The 20290-nt window shown below is 64.5% G+C and carries 18 protein-coding genes; 4 read left to right on the forward strand and 14 right to left on the reverse strand.

The genetic code is table 11. The features are described from left to right. Nucleotides 1–5: 5 nt before the first annotated feature. From ABIB00_RS23270 to ABIB00_RS23285, 4 genes are all read right to left on the reverse strand, one after another. On the reverse strand, nt 6–893 hold the full coding sequence (locus tag ABIB00_RS23270; protein ID WP_247345150.1) for an efflux RND transporter periplasmic adaptor subunit: 888 nt from the start codon (nt 891–893) through the stop codon (nt 6–8). A 318-nt stretch (nt 894–1211) separates the two neighbouring features. Continuing rightward, on the reverse strand, nt 1212–2336 hold the full coding sequence (locus ABIB00_RS23275) for a lactonase family protein (RefSeq protein WP_354105985.1): 1125 nt from the start codon (nt 2334–2336) through the stop codon (nt 1212–1214). Between the two features lie 120 nt (nt 2337–2456). Next, nucleotides 2457–2588, reverse strand: coding sequence for a hypothetical protein (locus ABIB00_RS23280; RefSeq protein WP_256467631.1), 132 nt, complete (start codon nt 2586–2588; stop codon nt 2457–2459). A gap of 17 nt (nt 2589–2605) precedes the next feature. Continuing rightward, entirely contained in the window at nt 2606–2908 is a 303-nt protein-coding gene (locus ABIB00_RS23285) for a hypothetical protein (protein WP_354105986.1), read from the reverse strand. A gap of 82 nt (nt 2909–2990) precedes the next feature. Here ABIB00_RS23285 and ABIB00_RS23290 point away from each other — a divergent pair, with 82 nt between their 5' ends. Continuing rightward, complete coding sequence (locus ABIB00_RS23290) at nt 2991–3113, forward strand: hypothetical protein (protein ID WP_279666951.1); 123 nt, start codon at nt 2991–2993, stop codon at nt 3111–3113. A gap of 29 nt (nt 3114–3142) precedes the next feature. On the opposite strand, the gene ABIB00_RS23295 is transcribed toward ABIB00_RS23290, so the two are convergent. From ABIB00_RS23295 to ABIB00_RS23315, 5 genes are all read right to left on the reverse strand, one after another. After that, nucleotides 3143–3502: a hypothetical protein gene (locus ABIB00_RS23295; RefSeq protein WP_247345139.1), complete on the reverse strand. Its 360-nt coding sequence runs from the start codon at nt 3500–3502 to the stop codon at nt 3143–3145. A 210-nt stretch (nt 3503–3712) separates the two neighbouring features. Then, the gene (locus ABIB00_RS23300; protein ID WP_354105987.1) at nt 3713–4630 is read right to left on the reverse strand and encodes an MBL fold metallo-hydrolase; all 918 of its coding nucleotides are present in this window, start codon (nt 4628–4630) and stop codon (nt 3713–3715) included. Nucleotides 4631–4723: 93 nt separating this feature from the next. Further along, nucleotides 4724–5929 (reverse strand): NAD(P)/FAD-dependent oxidoreductase, encoded by a 1206-nt coding sequence (locus ABIB00_RS23305; protein WP_354105988.1) that lies wholly within the window; start codon nt 5927–5929, stop codon nt 4724–4726. 108 nt (nt 5930–6037) lie between these two features. Then, nucleotides 6038–6316 carry a hypothetical protein gene (locus ABIB00_RS23310; protein ID WP_354105989.1) on the reverse strand — a complete coding sequence of 93 codons (279 nt, stop codon included), beginning with the start codon at nt 6314–6316 and terminating at the stop codon, nt 6038–6040. 98 nt (nt 6317–6414) lie between these two features. After that, the gene (locus ABIB00_RS23315) at nt 6415–7353 is read right to left on the reverse strand and encodes a helix-turn-helix domain-containing protein (protein ID WP_502917874.1); all 939 of its coding nucleotides are present in this window, start codon (nt 7351–7353) and stop codon (nt 6415–6417) included. Between ABIB00_RS23315 and ABIB00_RS23320 the strand changes: the two genes are divergently transcribed. Beyond that, the gene (locus ABIB00_RS23320) at nt 7352–7588 is read left to right on the forward strand and encodes a hypothetical protein (protein ID WP_354106018.1); all 237 of its coding nucleotides are present in this window, start codon (nt 7352–7354) and stop codon (nt 7586–7588) included. The two genes, ABIB00_RS23315 and ABIB00_RS23320, sit on opposite strands and share 2 nt — an antisense overlap. Before the next feature lie 106 nt (nt 7589–7694). Here ABIB00_RS23320 and ABIB00_RS23325 read toward each other — a convergent pair whose 3' ends face one another. Beyond that, complete coding sequence (locus ABIB00_RS23325) at nt 7695–10358, reverse strand: bifunctional diguanylate cyclase/phosphodiesterase (RefSeq protein WP_354105991.1); 2664 nt, start codon at nt 10356–10358, stop codon at nt 7695–7697. Nucleotides 10359–10617: 259 nt separating this feature from the next. Here ABIB00_RS23325 and ABIB00_RS23330 point away from each other — a divergent pair, with 259 nt between their 5' ends. Together ABIB00_RS23330 and ABIB00_RS23335 are read left to right on the forward strand one after the other, a co-directional pair. After that, entirely contained in the window at nt 10618–11643 is a 1026-nt protein-coding gene (locus tag ABIB00_RS23330; RefSeq protein WP_354105992.1) for a LysM peptidoglycan-binding domain-containing protein, read from the forward strand. Nucleotides 11644–11801: 158 nt separating this feature from the next. Then, nucleotides 11802–13070, forward strand: coding sequence for a Spy/CpxP family protein refolding chaperone (locus tag ABIB00_RS23335; RefSeq protein ID WP_502917871.1), 1269 nt, complete (start codon nt 11802–11804; stop codon nt 13068–13070). Nucleotides 13071–13088: 18 nt separating this feature from the next. On the opposite strand, the gene ABIB00_RS23340 is transcribed toward ABIB00_RS23335, so the two are convergent. From ABIB00_RS23340 to ABIB00_RS23355, 4 genes are all read right to left on the reverse strand, one after another. Continuing rightward, nucleotides 13089–16244, reverse strand: coding sequence for a type I restriction endonuclease subunit R (locus ABIB00_RS23340; protein ID WP_354105994.1), 3156 nt, complete (start codon nt 16242–16244; stop codon nt 13089–13091). Then, the gene (locus ABIB00_RS23345; RefSeq protein WP_354105995.1) at nt 16241–17272 is read right to left on the reverse strand and encodes a virulence RhuM family protein; all 1032 of its coding nucleotides are present in this window, start codon (nt 17270–17272) and stop codon (nt 16241–16243) included. The genes ABIB00_RS23340 and ABIB00_RS23345 overlap by 4 nt, the downstream gene beginning before the upstream one ends. Beyond that, on the reverse strand, nt 17269–18135 hold the full coding sequence (locus tag ABIB00_RS23350; RefSeq protein ID WP_354105996.1) for a restriction endonuclease subunit S: 867 nt from the start codon (nt 18133–18135) through the stop codon (nt 17269–17271). Before ABIB00_RS23350 ends, ABIB00_RS23345 begins: the two co-directional genes overlap by 4 nt. Nucleotides 18136–18494: 359 nt before the next feature. Continuing rightward, nucleotides 18495–20072 (reverse strand): class I SAM-dependent DNA methyltransferase, encoded by a 1578-nt coding sequence (locus ABIB00_RS23355; RefSeq protein ID WP_354105997.1) that lies wholly within the window; start codon nt 20070–20072, stop codon nt 18495–18497. Nucleotides 20073–20290: the final 218 nt, after the last annotated feature.

Genomic DNA, 20290 nt, shown 5'->3' on the forward strand with positions numbered 1-20290 from the left:
CAACCCTACTTCGCAGCTTCCGCGGCCATCACCGGGCGCACGGCATCGCCTTCGCGCAACAGCGCACCGGCGCGGGCGACGACGACATCGCCTTCGTTGAGGCCGTCGCGGACCTCGATATTGCCGCCCGACATCAGTCCGACCTCGACGCGCTTGGTCTCGACGCGGTTGCGGCGGATCACCTGCACGACGGTGCCGGCGGAGGAATATTGCACCGAGGTCAGCGGCACCGCGACGTTGCAGCTCTGTCCGGACTTGATCAGCGCGCGCCCGCTCGCATTCAGCAACAGCCGCTTCTGCGAGGAGATGCCGATATAGACGATGCCCTGCTGGATGTTCGGCTCGACGGTCGGGCCGATGCGGCGCACCTTGCCGTCGATATCTCCGGCGCCGGCGATGCGCACGGTCGCCTGCTGGTTGACTGCGAGTTTGCGCATATCGGTGGTCGCGACGAGGCCGACAAGATCGTATTCGCTGCGCGCCACGATGGTGAACAGCGCCTCGCCCTTGGCTGAGGCGAGGTTGCCAATCTGCGCGGTCGATGTCGCAATCACGCCCGCCACAGGGGCGGTGACCTGAAGCGTGCCACCCTCGGGCAGCGCCAGCCGCGCCAGCACTTGGCCTGCGGTAGTGGTCTCGCCGGCTTCCGCCAGCACTTCCGTCACCTTCAGGCCGGGCCGCTCGGGCCGCACGGAGCTTTCCTCGCGCGCGACGATCGTGCCGGTGGCCTCGACGATGTCGGAGAAACAGGATTTTGCGACCTTCAGCACCGTGACTGCCGGTCCCTTGGGCGCGTCGTCATCGGCGGCGGGCGCGGGCTGGGCGGACAGCAACAGCAGTCCGGTGAGCGCAACGAAATGCTGGGAAAAAGAACGCGCAGGCAATGAACGCATCGGTCATTCCGGTTGGGGCCTTGATGGCCTCATCGATAACAGAAGCAACCGCGGCAGACTATGGGCCGGCCGGATGAGAATGCCGCAGCAGCACGGGCGGCGCGTTGCCGCCCGTTGAATTAGTCTTCGGGACCGACGCCAAGGTTCGCTGTCTTCCCCCCATCCCTGCGGCCATCCTTCGAGACGCCCGCCTGGCCCTCAGGATGAGGTCGTGCTTCGCGGCGAGATATCAGACCCTCATGGTGAGGAGCCCGCCAAAGCGGACGTCTCGAACCATGCAGGCCGAACTCATCCCGCAGCCTCCAAAGGTGAGCAATCTCACGGCAGGCTCAAGAACTCCACCCAGTTCGGCTTCTTGCCGGTGGCGTAGGATTTCAGCTTGGTCAGCGCGCCGCCGCTCTGGTCGATGGCATAGACCGTCATGCTGTCGGAGAGTTCGCCGACGGCGGCGAGGTAGCGCCCCGAGGGATCGATGTGGAAGCCGCGCGGCTGCTTCTCGGTCGGCACGCTGCCGATCGTGGACAGCTTGCCGCTTGTTGCATCGACCTTGTAGGCGGTGAGCGTGTTGGTGGTGCGATCGGAAGCGTAGAGGAAACGGCCGTCGGGGGTGATGTGAATGTCTGCCGCCCACGGCTTTCCCGAAAACCCCTCCGGCAGCGCGGTGGTGCGCTGGATCTCCTCCCATGCGCCGCTCTTGGCTTCGTACGCGAACGCCGCGACGTCGCCGTTCAGCTCGTGGATGAGATAGACGAACTTGCCGTTGGGGTGGAATACGAAATGTCGCGGCCCCGATTTCTCCGGCACCTTGTGGGCCGGCGGATCGCTCGGCGTGAGCGTACCGGTCGTGGCATCGAACGCGAAGGCCAGCACCTGGTCGGAGCCGAGATTGGTCGCGAACACGAAGCGGTTGTCGGGCGAGGGCAGGAAGGCGTGCGCATTCAGCCCGGTCGGGATCACCTGCTTCGGCTCGCCCGCGACGCCATTGGCGTTGAGCGGATTCAGCGCGACCTTGTTGCCGCCATAGGAGGCGCTGAACAGGAACTTGCCGCTGCGGTCGAGGGCGATATTGGCCATGCTGTCGGCGAGCGGCCCGTTGCCGATATGGCTGAGCTGACCCGTCTTGGGATCGATTGCAAAGCTCACCGCAACGAACGGCTGCGAGCGGACGCCCGCAATCAGCACGCGGTGGTCGGGCGTGATCGCGAGCGGCGTCGAGGAGCCGGGCTTTTCGACGCCGGCGAAGGCGGCCGTCTGCACGGGAATCATCTCGCCGCTCTCAGCCATCTTGAACACGCTGATGTCGTTGCTGTCGGCATTGCCGACATAGGCGAAGGTCTCGGCCATGCCGGCGCGGACTCCAGAAATGAGGGTGAGGAAAGCGAGGGTGGTGGCGATCGCAGTGCGGGGCGCGCGGGATGCGACGCGTCGGGTCGGTCTCAACATGGGGTCCTCCTGAAAGCCGGTGCGGCAGTGTCGTTTTGTCGCGAGGATAGCGGCAGCCGCCCCGCCGCACCAAATTCCAATTGGGATTGATCGATGCCGAAATGGTATCGGTGGGGAGGTCTACCGCACCGCCGCCGTGCGGGAGGGCAGATGCCGGCCGGGCGGAGGTTTGGGCGACCCGAGCACGGTCCACACGGTGACCGCGAGCAGCGCGCAGGTCAGGATCGTCCGGACGATGAGTGGTTTCCGCATCAGGCCGAATCCGTCCCTCAATGAATGCCCCTGGGGCGCGCCTTGCGATCGTGCACTGCAAACCGCGGCAATCCTATGAACTCGTTCACAGGCGGAAACGAACCAATGCCGCGCCAGCGCATTGAACCGGCATGCCCCGCGAAAACGATCTCGAAGGTAAGCCCGACATGGGCGGCAAGCATGGCGGCCAAGCCGGCCAGCCCGAGCCGCCGCCGCGCCCGCATCAAGGCGAGCGCGATGAGGACGTCGTGGCAAAGCGCCACACCGGTCAAACCAATCGCAACTCGGTGCCGACGAAACCAGAAGCGCCCCGCCCGCACCGCACTTGCATTTGGAACAGCAGCCTCGCCTTTCCGTTGTCCTGATCCCGCGGGCTGAGGAGATCGAAACGGAGGCTGGCACGTGTTTTGGATTTATTGGGACACCGCCTGGTCGCTCATCATCAGCGGCATCATGTTCGCCACCATCGTCACCCATCCCGACGCGGAGTTCGCCGAGATCCGGGCGGCCAAGCAGGCGAAGTAAGCCCGCATCCTGCGAAATTTCCTGAACCCTCAAATCATGCTGCCGGGCATGAAGCAGCGGATCTTGGCGCGTCCGTTGATATAATACGGCCAGACCATGGTGCGGCCGGCACGGTTCGGCTCGGTGATCACGGCGTCGTCGGGCACCTCGATCCAATCGCCCATTAGCCTGACGCGATAATGTCCGTTTTGCGTGTCCCAATCGACGTCGTCGAGGGCGGTGCCGTCGGCGTCGGCACAGCAGGCGCCGCCGCCCTTGCTGTGCAGGCCCTCGAACCAGCCCTTGAGGGGAGAGTTTGCGTAGCGACCGTCGTCGCGGGCTTCCACGTAAGGCCCAATCAAGGCGGCAACCGCTACGAGCGTGATGATCCTGAAAGTCGCGATTGCCATATCGCCTCGCTCGATCTCGCGCGCAGGAGCGCAGACGGGGAGCCGCCTGCGCTGCGCGTGACGCAATGCCGACTGACGCCCGCCGATCGGGTTCCAGCCATCTCAGCGGAGCGATAACCGCGAGGTCCGACGTTTGATCCTATTTTCAAGGGCGCGAACTCATCGATGATATGAGTCCGCGCCCTGCGTTGATGCTAATCCGGCAAGCGTTCAGTAGTCCCAGAACACCGGAACCCAACGAAAGGCGTCGCCGTCCACCGCGACCCGGCCCACGGACGGGAACGGCAGGTGCGTGGCCACCAGCATCTCGCCGGTCTTGGCGAGCTCTCGCAAGAGATTGATGCGTACGCGCGCGGCCTCCTGGGGGTCGTGCTCGAAACCGTTGTGCCAGTCGGGTTGCTCGAACCCGACGGCAAACACGGCGTCGCCGGCGAATGTCAGCGCATCATCGCCGGACGCCATGCGAACCACGCTGTGTCCGGGGGTGTGACCGCCGGTGCGACGGGCGATGACGCCGGGCGCAACCTCGTGCTCGTCATCGAACAGCCGCAGCCGAGCGCCGAACTCCTTCACGAACCGCTTGGCGGTCGCTCGAAGCGCGTCCGGGAATCCTTCCGGCATGGCAGTGCGGGAAAAATCTGGCGCTTCCCAGAATTTGACCTCGGCAGCCGCGACGTGGATCCGCAGGTCTTTACGCAGTTGCTCCTTCACCCCGTTGACCAGCAGCCCGCCGATGTGGTCCATGTGCAAATGGGTCAACACCAGATCGGTCACCGACGAAAGATCGATGCCGGCGGCCGCCAGTCGCTTGATCAACTGCCCGGCGCGCGGCAAGTTCAAGTTCGGGTCCGACCCCAGTCCGGCGTCGATGAGGATGGTCTTGCCGCCGCTGCGGACCATCACCGCGTTCAGGGCCCAGTCGAAAGCGTCCTGCGGCAGGAACATGTCGTGTAGCCAGGTCGCCCGGACGGCCGGGTCGGCGTTGTGGGCCAACATCGTGGTTGGCAGCGGCAGCACGCCATCGCTGACCACCAGCACGTCGATCTCGCCGATCTTCAGCGCGTAGCGCGAGGGAACGAGCTCTTCGGGCCCCGACGACACGGGATATGAGGTGTTGTGCAGGTTCATGTGGGTCTCCTGTTTCAAAGGTAGAGTTTCCGGCTGGTCTTGGTTGAGCAGGCCGCACGGCCAGGAACGTGCAGTCGTCATCGCTTGGTGCGTCTAGAGCTCAGTCACGCGCTCCGGATCGGCCGACGCGAGCGCGGCGGCGCGCTCGGCCTTCGGCGGGTAGATCCAGACAGTGTTGATCTCCTGCTTGGTCTTCTTGGCGGTCTCGCCGACCATCTCGACCTCGCGCTCCCATCCACGCGTGAACAGCGCGCCGGCTTCGCCGAGGTCGAGGCAGGTCACATAGGCCTTCTGGTGATAGGGTCTGGTCGGCACGCCCAGCAGCTCTGCCGCGGCGTTGTTGCCGGCAAAGGCGCCCATCCGCGTGGCGTGCTGACACGACATCAGCGCGTGATTGCCCTCGTCGTCGCAGGCGGCGCGCGCAGCATCGCCGGTGGCGAAGACGCCCGCGACACCGGGCACGCGCAGATCGCGGTCCACCAGCAGCCGGCCGAAATTGTCGCGCCCGGCAGGTATCTGCGCGGTCAGCGGCGCGGCGCGAATGCCCGCCGCCCAGATCACGGTCTCGGTTTCGATGTGCTCGCCATTCGACAGCGTCACGCCGGATCGATCGAGCGAGGCCACACCGGCGCCGAGCCGTGTCTCCACGCCGACCTTGCGCAGGGCTTCCTCGATGATGGGGCGAGCGCCTTCGCCCATGTCAGGCGCGATCGCAATATTGCGCTCGACGATGATGATGCGGGGCTTGGCATCCTTGCCGAAGATATCGCGCAACCGCGCCGGCATCTCCGTGGCCGCTTCAATGCCGGTGAAGCCGCCGCCGGCGACCACCACCGTCTCGCGTCCGTTCACGGCGGGCCGCTTCGCAAGACCGTGCAGATGCTTGTCGAGCGCGACCGCGTCGTCGAGCGTATCGACGCTGAAGCCGTGCTGGGCGAGGCCCGGAATGTTCGGACGGAACAGCCGGCTGCCGGTGGCCACGACAAGGCGATCGTAGGAGAGCGTCTTGGTGGCGCCCTTGGCGGTGGCGATCTCCACCGTTCGGGCTTCGGTGTTGATGGTCTCGGCGCTGCCTTGCACATAGGCGACGTCGATCGACTCGAGCACATCGAGCAGGGGCGCCGTCAGGGTCTCGGGCTTCGCTTCATAGAGCCGCGGGCGAACCACGAGCGTGGGCGCGGGGGCAACCAGTGCGATCTCGAGCTGCTCTGGCGAGACGCCCTGGATCTCGCGCTGACGCGCTGCGGAAAGGGCGGCGTACATGCCGGCGAAGCCGGCACCGATGATAATGATTCGCATGGATTTGCTCCTTGTTGTCCCGCTTTTCGAAAGTCCGCGCGCGACCGCGTTGCTGCTTTAAGGGCAGCGTCCGGCAGCGGCACGAAGAGGTGAAGTCGTTGACTGGTCTTAAGGCGCCATGCAGCGTTGCAGCGGCGAGCTGTAGCGAAGGACGAGCGGCTGGGGCTCCATTGCACCCCAGTCCTGATAGGGCAGGCCGGGGCCATTGCGGGTCATGATGGAAACCAGCGGATGCGTCGGATGCATCGAGTACGCCGGAATTTCCACCTCCTCGCCCGTCGCCGACGTGAAGCGAACGGCCAGCGAGAGTCCGTACAAGGTTGCGGTCGCGAGGCTTCGGCGGCGTGATGCGATCAGCTGGCGGGTGACGAAGTTTTTCCAGGTCATCTTTGGTCTCCCTCGATTGGTCTGGACATGGTGATGATGTACCCCACCCGACTTGCCGCTGCCCCAGCGCGATTGCCGTCCCTGTCGAGGGATTGCTGCTAACGCACGCGCCTGCGCCAATCGCTCGGCGTTTCGCCCGTCAGCTTCTTGAATGCCGCGGCGAAGGCGGTCTGCGAGGAATAACCAAGCGCCGCGGCGACCGAGACGACCGATTCGTCGCTCTCCCGCAGCATGTTCATGGCCTGCTCGAGCCGGTGCTGGCGCAGCCAGGCATGCGGCGAGAGCCCGGTGCTCTCCTTGAAGGATCGGCAGAAATGGAAACGCGACAGGCCTGCGTCGTATGCAAGCGCCGAGAGCGAAACATCCGCATCGCTGTCAGAACGCAGGCGTTCGATCGCCCGGCGCAGGACCGCCGGCGAAAGGCCGCCGATAATCGGCTGCAGCGTGGCCGGCACGCCGGCATGGGCGGCCAACAGGCGCGTCGCGAGAAGATCCGTCAATTGCTGCCTGAACAGCGTGTCCAGCGTGGCGCTGCCTTCGAGCGAGTCGGCCGCGCTCAGGAGCAATCGGGACGTGATGGCGTCGGGATGCCCGGTTCTTTCCAGCAGATCGTCAGGGCTTGCCGTGTTGGCCTCGTCGGCGATGCGCAGAAGCGTCCGTTGCGGAAGATAGAGCTGAACGACATGCAAGGGCCGGTGGATGTCCCAACGTGACGTCGAGCCGGCCGGAATGATCGTCACGACACCGGCACGCGCCGTCGCAATTGCAGCCGTTTTTCCCGTGCGCCGTTCCAGCGCCTGCGAGCCGGCGGGATAAGCCATGATGACGTGATCGGCCATCGGCTCGACAATGTCGTGCAGCGCCTCGTGTTTCCAATAGGCGATGGCGCCGCTTTGAGAATCGGAGGCCATGCGAAGCGGCTGCGTCTTGAGGACGCGCGCCATCTCCAGATTGGCAGCGCGCCGCTCGCATGTCGAACTGTCGTCTGGTCGCACGTCCGGCGCGGGTGGCAAACTTTTGTGCGGGGGATTGCGCATGAGTGCGCTGCTTCCGATCATGGCTTGGCTCCTCCTGATCGCCTCAGGATTCCGACCAATCGTCCGTATTCGTACGGGTCGGCGCGTGTTCTATGCGCCGCGAAGGCCCGGCGTATTTCCTGAAGTCGCGATTCTTTGTCTGATCCTGCTCCAAGCCGGCGCGCACTTGCGCGAACGCACGGCGGGCGGGCGGGGGGTATGGCAACAGGTGCGGCAGGCCGTCACGCGGCTGTGACGATTGGACCCGTTTGTGGCGCAGGAACACCGCATTTCGAAGCGAACAAGCGTTGTCCGATTTTGCGACAAATCCCCCTGATGGGGGTACGGTTGCCGGTGCGCAGCTAGGCCGCCACCGCCTGCGCCGACAACAGCTGCCTCAACTTCGCCGCCGGCACGGCCGGGCTGAACAGCCAGCCCTGCATCTGGCTGCATCCGAGCTTTCGCAGCACCTCGCGCTGGGCCTCGGTCTCGACGCCTTCCGCGGTCGTCGCCATGTGACGGGCGGCGGCCATGTGCACCACGGCCTGCACGATCGGCGACGAGTCTTCGGACTGGCCGATGTCGCTGATGAAACTGCGGTCGATCTTGACCTTGTCGAACGGGAAACGATGCAGATAGCTCAGCGAGGAATAGCCGGTGCCGAAATCGTCGAGCGCGATGCGCACGCCGAGCTCGCGCAGCTGCTGCAGGATCGTCAGCGCCTCCGCATCGTCGCGGATCAGCACGGTCTCGGTGATCTCGAGCTCGAGCCGTCCGGGCGCCAGCCCTGACTCCGCCAGCGCAGCTGCGACCTTGAGCGCCAGCGTCCTGGAGCGGAACTGTACCGGTGAAACGTTCACCGCGATATGGATGTCGCCGGGCCAGGACGCCGCCTCGGTGCAGGCCTGCCTCAGCACCCATTCGCCGATCTCGCCGATCAGTCCGGTCTCTTCGGCGACCGGAATGAAGTCCGCAGGCGAAATCATGCCGCGCTCGGGATGGCACCAGCGCAGCAGCGCCTCGCAGCCGTTGACGACGTTGGCCGCAAGGTCGACCAGCGGCTGGTAATGCACCTCGAACTCGCCGCGGGCGAGCGCCTGGCGCAAATCGAGCTCGAGCTGGCGGCGCTGCCCTGCCTTGGCGTCGTATTCGGGCGCGAAGACACGGAAGGTTCGACGGCCCTCGGATTTCGCCGCATACATCGCGAGATCGGCGCGCTTGAGCAGATCCTCGAGAGTGTCGCCATGGTCGGGGGCGATCGCGATGCCAATGCTGGCATCGGTCGGGATTTCCTGGCCGTTGCAGTTCACGGGCGCGCGCAGCGCCTTCAGGATCTGTTCGGCGAGTGCCGTCAGTTCGGCCTGATCGTTGGTGCCGGCCTTGACGATGGCGAATTCGTCGCCGCCCAACCGTGCGACCATGTCGTTGCCGCTGACGCAGGCGCGCAGCCGGTTCGCGACCTGGCGCAGCAGCTCGTCGCCGACCTCGTGTCCGAGCGAATCGTTGACGCCCTTGAACTCGTCGACGTCGATATAGAGGATCGCGAACGGCTTGCCCTGGCTGAGTTCCGCGACGCGGCGCTCCAGATGGCCGCGCATCAGCACGCGGTTAGGCAGGTCGGTCAGCGCGTCGTAATGCGCCATGTGCGCGATGCGCTCGTCGGCGCGGATGCGATCGGTGACGTCGTCATGGGTCGCGAGCCAGCCGCCGGCGGCGCCGGGCTGGTTCTTGATCTCGATCAGGCGGCCCTCCGCGGTCTCGACGATCGCGCTCTGCGTCTGCCCGGCATTGCTCAAGATGCCGTCGCAATAGGAATCGACGTCGCCGTGGAACGAGCCGGTGTCGTGGCGATGCTGGATCACTTCGCGGAAATGAGCGCCGGGCTTCACGATTTCGGCCGACAGGCCGTACATCTCGATGTAGCGCCGATTGCAGACGATCAGCCGTTCGTCCTGATCGAACATCAGGAGGCCCTGCGTCATGGTGTTCATCGCGGTGTCGAGCCGCTGCTTCTCCACCGAGAGCCGGCGCGTCACCTGGCGGAAGATCAGATAAAGCGTGAGCACGAGCAGGCCGATCGACAGCACGGCGACGGTGACGAAGAATTTGGTTTGCGTGCGCCAGGTCGCCAGCGTCGCGTCGAGCGACTTGGTCGCGACCACGACCAGCGGCTCGCCGGTCAGCATGCGCGAGGCGACGATGCGGTCCTTGCCGTCCATCGGGCTTGCGAGCTGCGTGGTGACGAACGTGCGCTCGAACACCGCCATCTGCTCGGGCGTTCCGTTGCGGAAATTCTGGCCGATCATCGCGTCGGCATGCGGAACGCGCGCGAGCAGCTGGCCGTTCTGATGATGCATCGCGATCGAGGATTCCTCGCCGAGCCCGCTCGAGGCGAAGAAAGATTCGAGCTGGTCGGGCGTGATCGCACGCGAGACTATGCCGTAGAACTCGCCGTGCGGACCGGAGACGCGGCGCGCGAACACGATCGCGGCGCCACCGCCGAACCGTCCGGGCACGACTTCGATCTCTTCCTGCGCGGACGCGTCGTTCTTGAGCCGGTTGAAATAGCCGCGGTCACCGACCGAGATGTTGGCGACCGGCCAGCGCCGCGACGAGTTGATCAGAACGCCGTTGGAATCGAACACATTGGCGCCGGCGACATCGGACCAACCACTTGTCTTTGCGCGCAGCACCTCGTGCATGGCGAGTGTTGCCATCTGACTGCGGAAGACATCAGCGGATTCGATGCTACGGCTTTCGAGTTCCGCGATGACGCTCTTCTGGAGCACCGCGAAGTCCTCGAACTCGCGGTCGAAATGACGGGCGAGCAGCCGGACTGAGTTTTCCAGGCTGTCGCGGCCGCTCTCGATCGCATTCTGCCGGAAGCGGTCGACCGTTAGCGCGGTGCCGATGGCCATTGCAGCCATCAGCACGAAACCGCCGACGATTAGCCAAGTCAGTGGCGCGCCGCGCCAACGGCGCAGCAACCCGCGCATGCGCGCGGTCCACCTGATCGATGTGCCCATGTAGCCCTCCCGTGGGATGCAAGATGCAGCAAAACCGACAAGAGCCGGTTACCAGCGAGGGTTAGGAAAATATGAATCGGAATGGATTCAGCGGGTGCCGCGATGCGGTCGATCATTTGACGCCGGCGGGGTGGCGCCGGTTCATCCCTGGCGCGTTGGCTCATCATCCTATCGACCGCCTTGCTGCCGCGGCCAAAACGGCGCAATTTGCTGTCCCGGCTGATTTGCAAGCTTCGTTTCTGATCAAGGTTCGTTTCTGATGACGATCGCATCCAAGGCCTTCATTGCATTCTGTCTGCTCGCTGTGGGCGGCACCGTGCTGGTGATCGGCCCCACCGAGCTGCGCCGCCTGCTGCCGAACGGGGCGAAGACCGACACCGTGGTCGCCGCCAGGCCGGAGGCCAAGGTCGAACAGAAGGTCGAACCCAAGCCGGAACTCAAGCCGGAAGAGCCAAAGCTCGCCGCCGTCGCGCCGCCGTCGCCAGCTGCGTCTCCGGCGCCGGCCCCCGAGCCGAAGGCGGGTGCGCTGGCCGAAACCCAGAAGCAGGTCACCGCCGCGCTTGCCGATCTTGCGCCGGTCAAGCCGCCGCCGGCGGTTGCGGATACCGGCCCCCGTTTCGACGTCGCGCGCGTCGACGATCACGGCGAGGCGGCAGTGATCGCGGGCCAGGCGACGCCGGGCGCCAAGGTCGAGCTGCTGCGCGACGGCAAGCCGCTCGACACGGTGGTGGCGGATGCATCGGGCCAATTCGTGATGACGCCGCCGCAGCTTCCTGCCGGTTCCTATGAGCTGACCCTGCGGGCGAAATCGCCTGACGGCACCGTCACGCAATCCGGCCGCAGCATGCCGGTGACGATCGCCGAAGCCGCGCCGCCGCCCGCGCGTCCTGTGCCGGTCGCGAGGCAAGAGGCGAAGCAAGAGGCGAAGGCCGAGAAGCCTGACGACAAGTCGGATGTCGTGGCATCGGTATCGGACAGGCCCGCGGCCCGGCCGAGATTGATGGGCGCATCGAAATCCAGGGGCATGTCAGGGGTCATGGCGCGGGCTCCCGCGGCCACGACCGTTGCATCGGCCTCGCCGGCGGACGTCGTCGGTGGTGCACCGGCGGAAGCAGGCGGCAACCGGGTGATCTCCCGCGGCGACAGCCTTTGGGCGCTCAGCCGGCTCGCCTACGGCGACGGCGCCCGCTTTGCCGTGATCTACAACGCCAACCGCGCCAAGATTCACAACCCCAATTTGATCTATCCCGGCCAGACCTTCGTGGTGCCGCAGAAGACGGAGTGACACCGCATCGGCACTGTCCGGTGCGCGTTGCGACGCTTTGCCCTGTGTGCTTCCGGAACATTTGGTTCCCCCGCGCGTCAACGTGATGCGACGCGATGCGCGCTTGGCGCCGGAGGAGGGCCAGGGTGGACAGGTCAGTGGTCATGTCGAGATCCCGCATGGGTCTCAGGCTGGGGCTGGCGCTAACGGGCGCAACCCTTGTGATGCTGGCGGTGCTGTGGCCAAATCGCGCCGAGGCGCAGTTCGGATTGCGCGGCGGCCCGCTCGGTGTCGCGCGCCTCGCCATTGGCCACGTGATCGGCATGTCGCGCCTGCGCCACGCGCGCATGGCGGTGCGAGGCGGCCGATATCGCTCCGCAGCACTGCGGTCACAAGATCCTCGCGGTGTTGAGCGAGGGCAGCCTGCCAATCCCTACGTCCTCCGTGCGGCGCTCACGGCGCAAGCTGCCCTGTCGGGCTGGCACGGCGGCAAGCGCCCGCAAGGCTGGTGGCGTCATCCCGATGGCAGCTACGGCTGGGCTGGCCCGGTGTTCTGGCCGTTCGCGCATGACGACCTCACCACCGCAATCATCCTCGGCGATGCGACCAGCCTCTCGCTCTACGGCTATGGCGACATCTATGCCGCGATCTTTTCGCCCTATGCGGTAACCGAGCTTGCCGCCTACACCGCGCCGCAAGGCAGGCGCGGACGGAGAGTGCCGACCGCGGAGGCTGTCTGCGATGCCAGCGACACCGGCGGCCTGCCGGTCGACCGCATCGCCGCTTCCGTGCAGCCGAACGAATTGCAGCGCACAGCGCTCGACGAGCTCGCCACCGCCTGGCAGGCGGCGCGCGACACGATCCGTGCAGCCTGCCCAACGCAGGTCCCTGCGACGGCCATGGAGCGGCTTGGTCTGATGCGCGAGCGCCTCGCGGCCATGATCAAGGCAACGGACGCGGTTGCACCGCCGCTCGCAAAATTCGTCGATCTCCTCAACGACGACCAGAAGACAAAGCTCGATGCGCTGGCCAAGGACCGCAGCGCCGCGCTCGCGTCGATCCAGCAAAAGAACTCCCAGGCGGCATCGGCCTGCCAGGCGGACAGCGATCCCCGCTACGATGAGAAAGTGCAGCGCCAATACGAGCAGCTCGTGCAGCAGCAATGGCCCGCGGCCGACATCGCGTCCACGCTCAAACTCGACGACACCGCCCGCGCCCGTCTCGACGTACTTCAGGACACCACGCTGCGCACCATGGAGACGTTGAGCGCCTGTCCGTCAAAAGCAGCACCGACCCCGCAGGCCCGCCTTGCCACTGTGAAGGCGCGGCTGGAGACGATGCTGCAGGCGGTGAACGGCGTCAGCGATGCGCTCGACGATTTCGAGGCTGGCTTAAGCGACGAGCAGAAGGCGGGGTTCGAGGCGATCGGGCCGAAGCGTGGGGCGTGAGAGGAGGCCAAGGAGCTTTCAAGCGGTCGCCCAGCCCTCCGAAAGCACCTCGGCTTGTTCGAGTACCGTTTGGGTTGCTTTCTCCTGGAGGTCCGGCGGATAGCCGTACTTGCGAAGAATCCGTTTCACCAGCACGCGCAACTGCGCGCGGACGTTGTCACGGACGGCCCAGTCGATCGTGACGTTGGCGCGAACGGTCGCCACCAACTCGCGCGCAATGATACGGAGCGCCTCGTCCCCCAAGACCTTCACCGCGCTGTCATTGGTTTCGAGGGCATCATAGAAAGCGACTTCGTCGTCGCTCAAGCCCAGGTTTTCACCTCGCTGCGCGGCCAGGCGCATGTCCTTGGCGAGCTGAATCAACTCCTCGATGACTTTCGCCGTTTCGATCGCACGGTTTTGGTAACGACGGAGTGCCTGTTCCAGCATTTCGGAGAAGGCCCGCGCCTGCACGACATTGCGGCGCGCGCGCACCTTGAGCTCGCCCTTCAACAGCTTCTGCAACAGTTCGACGGCAAGATTTCGCTGCGGCATGCCCCGGACCTCGGCGAGAAATTCGTCCGACAGGATTGAGATGTCCGGCTTCTTGATCCCTGCCGCAGCGAAGATATCGACAACCTCATCCGAGACCATGGCCTTGGAGATGATCTGCCGGATGGCGTGGTCCAGGTCTTCGTTACTCTTGCGCTCGCCCGGTTCGCTCTTGGCAAGCACGGCCCTCACCGCCTGGAAGAACCCGACGTCATCGCGGATGCGCAACGCCTCGGCGTGCGGCACCGCCAAGGCAAATCCTTTCGACAATTCATTGACCGCCTGCATCAGCCGGCCTTTCCCGTCCTCCTGCGCCAGGATGTGCTCCTGCGCGGCAGGTAGCAGCGTTACCCGTTGCGCCGCGCTCCCGGTGAGCCAATGCGACCAGTCGAAGCCATGGAACAGGTCGCGGCAGACCTCGTATTTCTCCAGCATCACCGAGACCGCTTCGGCCTGATCCAGCGCGGTCCGTCCGGTGCCGCCGGCTTCTGTGTAAGTGACCAGCGCTTGCCGCAGCTCATCTGCCAGGCCGAGATAGTCGACCACCAGTCCGCCGGGCTTATCCCTAAACACACGATTGACCCGTGCGATGGCCTGCATGAGACCGTGGCCGCGCATCGGCTTGTCGACATACATGGTCGACAGGCTCGGCGCGTCAAAGCCGGTCAGCCACATGTCGCGGACGATCACGATCTTGAACGGGTCCTTGGAATCGCGGAAGCGCTCGGCCATGTCTTCGCGCCGCGTTTTGCTGCGAATGTGGGACTGCCATTCCAGCGGGTCGGACGCCGAGCCCGTCATGATGATCTTGAGCGTGCCCTTGTCGTCATCCTCTCCGTGCCATTCCGGCCGCAGCTTGACGATCTCCTCATAGAGCGCGACGGCAATGCGCCGGCTCATCACCACCACCATCGCCTTGCCGTCCATTGCAGTCAGTCGGCTCTCGAAATGCTCGACCAGATCGCCCGCAACGAGCGCGATCCGGTTCTCGGACCCGACCACCGCTTCGAGCTGCGCCCATCGGCTCTTGAGTTTTTCCTTGCGATCGATCTCCTCGCCCTCGGTCGCTTCCTCGAACTCGACGTCGATGTTGGGCCGCTCGGACGGCTTCAGCTCCAGTTTGGCCAACCGGCTCTCGTAGTAGATCGGTACTGTGGCGCCGTCGATCACCGCCCGCTGGATGTCGTAGACGCTGATATAGTCGCCGAACACGGCGCGCGTATTGGCGTCGGTCTGCTCGATCGGCGTTCCCGTGAAGCCGATGAAGGACGCGCGCGGCAGTGCGTCGCGCATATGGCGCGCAAAACCGTCGATGAAATCGTACTGGCTGCGATGGGCCTCGTCCGCGATCACGACGATGTTGCGTCGATCCGACAGCACAGGATGCCGATCGCCACGTTCCTCCGGAAAGAACTTCTGGATGGTGGTGAACACCACGCCGCCGCCTCCAACCGAGAGCTTGGCCCGAAGATCGGCGCGATCAGCCGCCTGCGCCGGCGGCTGCCGCAGCAGGTCGCGGCAGCGGGCGAAGGTGCCGAACAACTGGTCGTCGAGGTCGTTGCGATCGGTCAGCACCACGATGGTGGGATTCTCCATCTCGGGCGCCAGGATCACCCGGCCGGCATAGAACGCCATGGTCAGGCTCTTGCCGGAGCCCTGCGTGTGCCAGACAACGCCGACGCGGTGATCGCCGTCCTCGCCGCCGGCCATCGGCCCGGCATCGTAGCGGCCGGCCTCGTCGGAAAAGCCCTGTGTCTTGCGCCAGCTCTCCGACGGGATCGCGGCGCGGAGCGTCTCCTCCAACGCCACGTTGACGGCGTGGAACTGGTGGTAGCCGGCCATCTTCTTGACGAGCTTGCCGCCGTCCAGCGCCTCGAACACGATGAAATACTTGATGAGATCGAGGAAGCGCTGGTGCTCGAACACGCCCTCCAGCACGATCTGCAACTCGGCGAGCTTCACCGCTTCGTCGCGTCCGGTGATGGTGCGCCACGGCTTGAACCATTCGCGCCCAGCGCCGAGCGAGCCGATCCGCGCCTGCGCGCCGTCCGACGCGACCAGCGCAATGTTGGTCGAGAACAGGGCTGGAATCTGCGCCTGATAGGTTTGGAGTTGTCGGAACGCCGCCCAGATGTCGGCGCCCTCGTCCGCGGTGTTCTTCAGTTCGATCACAGCGAGCGGCAGGCCATTGACGAACAGGACTACGTCGGGCCGCCGAAGATGCTGTCCGTCCACCACCGTGAATTGGTTGACCGCAAGCCAATCGTTCTGCGCGGGCTCCTCGAAATCGATCAGGCGGGCCTGCGCGCCGCCGATCGAGCCGTCCTTGCGACGAAACTCGACGGTGATGCCGTCCACCAGCATGCGATGGACTGCGCGGTTGCGGTCGATCAGCGATGGAGCATCCAGCCGCATCAGCTTGCGGTGAGCGTCCTCCAGGGCATCGGGCGGCAGGTCGGGATTGAGCCGGGCCAGCGCCGCCCGCAATCGCCGCTCGAGAACCACATCTCGATAGCCGGAATCGCTGCGCTCCGCGGCAGGTTCGCCGGCGGCGATGTCCGGGCCGTGCAGCACCGCATATCCGAGCCGTGCCAGCCAATCGAGCGCGGCCTCCTCGACGACGGACTCGGTGAAGGCGCTCATGTGCCTGGCTCGCGTTTCGTCAGCCGGCGGGCCTCGGCTTCGAGCTTGGCCAGATCTGCTTCGGCCTCCTGCTCGGCCTCATCAGCCTCGGCGGCGCGGCGGCCGGCATCGAAGGTCTCGAACAGCGAATGAGCGATTTCCTCCATCCGCTCGTGCGACATCCGCCCCTTGCCTTTCAGGACATCGCGCTCGTTGAAGGCGAGGAATCGATCGGTCTGCGCGATCCAGTCGACCATTTTGGTTTCCTGCCGGCGTGAGGCGCGTTCCTCGGCGAAATCGAGGAACATGGTGGTCAGACGGTTGAGCTGTTCGATCTCGCCGGCGTCGAGATAGTTTTTTGACACCGTGACGTCGGCCTTGCGGATACGATCGCCGGTCCAGGTCGTCAGCGCCATGTTGGCCTTCTTGGGATCGGCGCGGGCGACGATCAGCTCGGCCGCGGTTTGTCCGGTGACGGCGAACACCAGCTTGTTCTGGATGGTGGCGAAGAACGCCTTGGCGGTCTCGGCGGTGCCGTCGTAATCGACGCTGCTGGTTTTGAAGAGATCGCGGACCTTCTGGTAGAACCGCTTCTCAGAGGCGCGGATATCGCGGATGCGCCGCAGCAGCTCGTCGAAATAATCCAGCCCGCCCGGCTCCTTCAGGCGGAGGTCGTCGAGCACGAACCCCTTGGTCAGGAACTCCCGCAGCACCGTGGTCGCCCAGCGGCGGAACTGACTGCCGCGCGGGCTGCGAACGCGGTAGCCGACGGCCAGGATGGCGTCGAGATGGTAGTGCGCAGTCGGATAGGCTTTGCCGTCCGCGGCAGTTGTCAAGGATTCCTTGACAACTGAATCCCGCGGCAACTCGCCGTCGTCGAAGATATTCTTCAGATGCAGGCTGACGTTCTGCTTGGTGGTGTCGAACAGCCCGGCGATTTCGGCCTGGGTCAGCCAGACCGTCCCATCGACCACCCGTAGCCGGATCGTGTCCCGCCCGTCCTCGGTGCGGTAGAGGATCAACTCGCCGCGGGACGGGGCATCGCTCATGCAACGGCCTCGACGATTTTCTCGGCGGCGTTGACCCGCAGTTCGCCGGAGATGAGTTTCGGGAGGAGGGTGTCGCGGAGACTGGTCAATATTTGCGAGGCTCGAACATTTGTCGCGATTCTTGCGTTCAGCTTCGCAAGTGGCCGACCGAGCTCATCACGCACGGCGGCCGGTGGAACGGCAAATGAAAGTCCGTCTAGGATATCCGTTGGTAGGACGCCGGTGCCGTGCCCGGACGCTTGGACTTTTGAGAACAGATACCCAGATGCATCGAGAAGAGCGAATAGCAGGAATGTGCCATCACCCCACTTGGGCACGCACGCTTTAACATCTTGGTTGAAAGTGACGTCTCGTTGGGCCTGCGAAATGCGAACGCCCTGATGCAAGCCCATGCCGCGGACCATGATCAGGACCGAGCCCTGAGGAACGAGCCGCGTTCCATTTCCTATAGCGGCAGCTGTCACCAGTTCATCCGACCGATCCACATGAATCGATGTCATCACTTTCGGGCTGATCCACGGCAAATCACCGTTCCAGTAATTATCGATACTCTTGCTTGGTGTCCCTCCAGAATAGATGTTGGAAATGCCAGACAGCGACTGTGCTGACCATCCTTTTGGAATCGGTCCTAATTCCGAGTCCTCAAAGGAGCAGGGAAAAAGAGCTGCAAGCGGCTGCGATACGCGAGAATCGTGCCCATCGACCTTCGCCCGGACAGGATCGAAATCCACAAACCACGACTTGAACAACGCCCGCGCCATCGCCTCGAGCGTATCGTTTATCCGCCGATTGACTTCGATTTTGTCGTCGAGCGCGCCTAGAATGCGAGCGATGGTGCATTGCTCGTGTAGGGGGGGGGACATCCAATTCGCGGACGTAGACGGCCGCGCGGGTTGTCGAGGGAATCGGAGAGCCATCGTCGATCTCGCCAAGCTTGTGATAGCGGATGGCATAGTAGAGCCAGCGCAAATCGATCTCACGCTTTGGGACGACATAATAGGCGGTGTCGATAACGTAAAATGGGTCCGCCGAGTAATTGACGCCGCGATAGGCTCCCTTTCGGCCGAGAATGACGCCGGGTCCTGGGGCGAGAGACTCCGATGTCCATCCGATGGGACCGTTTGATCCGTAAACGCGATACTTGCCCCCGGCAACATCATGAGCACGTAGAGCCTTGCCGTACTCGAGGGAAATCTCCTCGCCCCATGTAGATGAACGCCACTTACCCGCCATACCCCAACTCCTTCAGGTTGGTGGCAATCGCGGCATCCAGCTTCGCGGCCTCCTTCTGCTGCTTCCGTAGAATCGCGGCGAGCCGCGCCATCTTCTCCTCGAACGGCTCGTCATCCTCTTCGGCCGCCGCCGCGCCGACATAGCGTCCCGGCGTGAGCACGTGCCCGTGCTTGCGGATGTCGTCAAGCGTCGCCGTCTCGCAGAAGCCCGGCACGTCGGCGTACTCGCCGGCGTCCTTATCGCCGCGCCACGCATGATAGGTGCCGGCGATTTTCGCAATGTCATCCTCGGTCAGTTCGCGATGCACGCGATCGATCAACGTTCCCATTTTCCGTGCGTCGATGAACAGCGTCTCGCCGCGGCGGTCGCGGAAGCGGCCGTTGTTCTTGTTACGCGCGAGGAACCAGAGACAAACCGGAATCTGCGTCGAATAGAACAATTGGCCAGGCAGCGCCACCATGCAGTCGACCAGATCGGCCTCGACGATCGCCTTGCGGATATCACCTTCGCCTGACGTGTTCGACGACATCGAGCCGTTGGCGAGCACGAAACCGGCCAGCCCGGTGGGGCTGAGATGGTGGATGAAATGCTGCACCCAGGCGTAGTTGGCGTTGCCTGCGGGCGGCGTGCCGTAGGCCCAGCGCTTGTCGTCCTTCAACAGGTCGCCGCGCCAGTCGGAATCATTGAACGGCGGATTGGCCAAGACGTAGTCGGCCTTGAGGTCGGGATGGCGTTCGTTGTGAAAGGTGTCGCCATGGCCGATCTGGGCATCGATGCCGCGGATCGCGAGGTTCATCTTGGCGAGCCGCCACGTCGTGTAGTTCGACTCCTGTCCATAGATCGAGATGTCGCCGAGCTTGCCGGCATGGGCCTCGATGAATTTCTCGCTCTGCACGAACATGCCGCCGGAGCCGCAGCAGGGATCGTAGACCCGGCCCTTGTACGGCGCCAGCATCTCGACCAGCACGCGGACGACGTGGGACGGCGTATAAAACTGACCACCGCTCTTGCCCTCCGCGCTGGCGAAGCGGGACAGGAAATATTCGTAGACGCGGCCGAGCGTGTCCTTTGAACGGTCGGCGGGCGCGCCGAGCGCGATGTCGCTGACCAGATTGATGATCTGGCCGAGCCGCTGTTTGTCGAGGCCAGGCCGGGCAAAATCCTTCGGCAGCACGCCCTTCAGCGAAGTATTGTCCCGCTCGATCGCGGCCATGGCGTCGTCGACGAGCTGGCCGACGGTCGGCTGTGGCGCCATCGATTTGAGATAGCTCCAGCGCGCCTCCGGCGGCACCCAGAAGATATTTTCCGCGCGATACTCATCCGGGTCCTCGGGATCGGCGCCCTTCGCGCGCTGCGCGTCGAGTTCCCCGTGCTTGGCCTCGAAGGCGTCGGAGATGTATTTGAGGAAGATCAGCCCGAGCACGACGTGCTTGTACTCAGCCGCGTCCATGTTGTTGCGCAAGGCGTCCGCCGCCGCCCACAGCTTGGCTTCGAACGCGCCATTCCCATTGCTATCAACGCTGCGATCGACTTTCGCCGCTCGGTTTTTCCCCGGACCTCTTGCCATGTCTTCCAGTCTTTTCCCGTCAAACGTGCGCTCAGTACTACGACATGGAGCAACGCTTGCGCATTAGCTTTTTTGCTTAGATCGCAACAGCATAGCCGTCGTCGGATCGACTGATCCGAAGGGCAAAACACATCAGGAATGTGGGAGGTACGGCGCAGTCGCCCGATGATGCCATCTTGCCGGTGTTTTGCCCGACGAGTCAAACTGCTTCCAGCCAA

Origin of the sequence: Bradyrhizobium sp. LB14.3 (assembly GCF_040547985.1) — a bacterium.
Classification (GTDB): domain Bacteria; phylum Pseudomonadota; class Alphaproteobacteria; order Rhizobiales; family Xanthobacteraceae; genus Bradyrhizobium.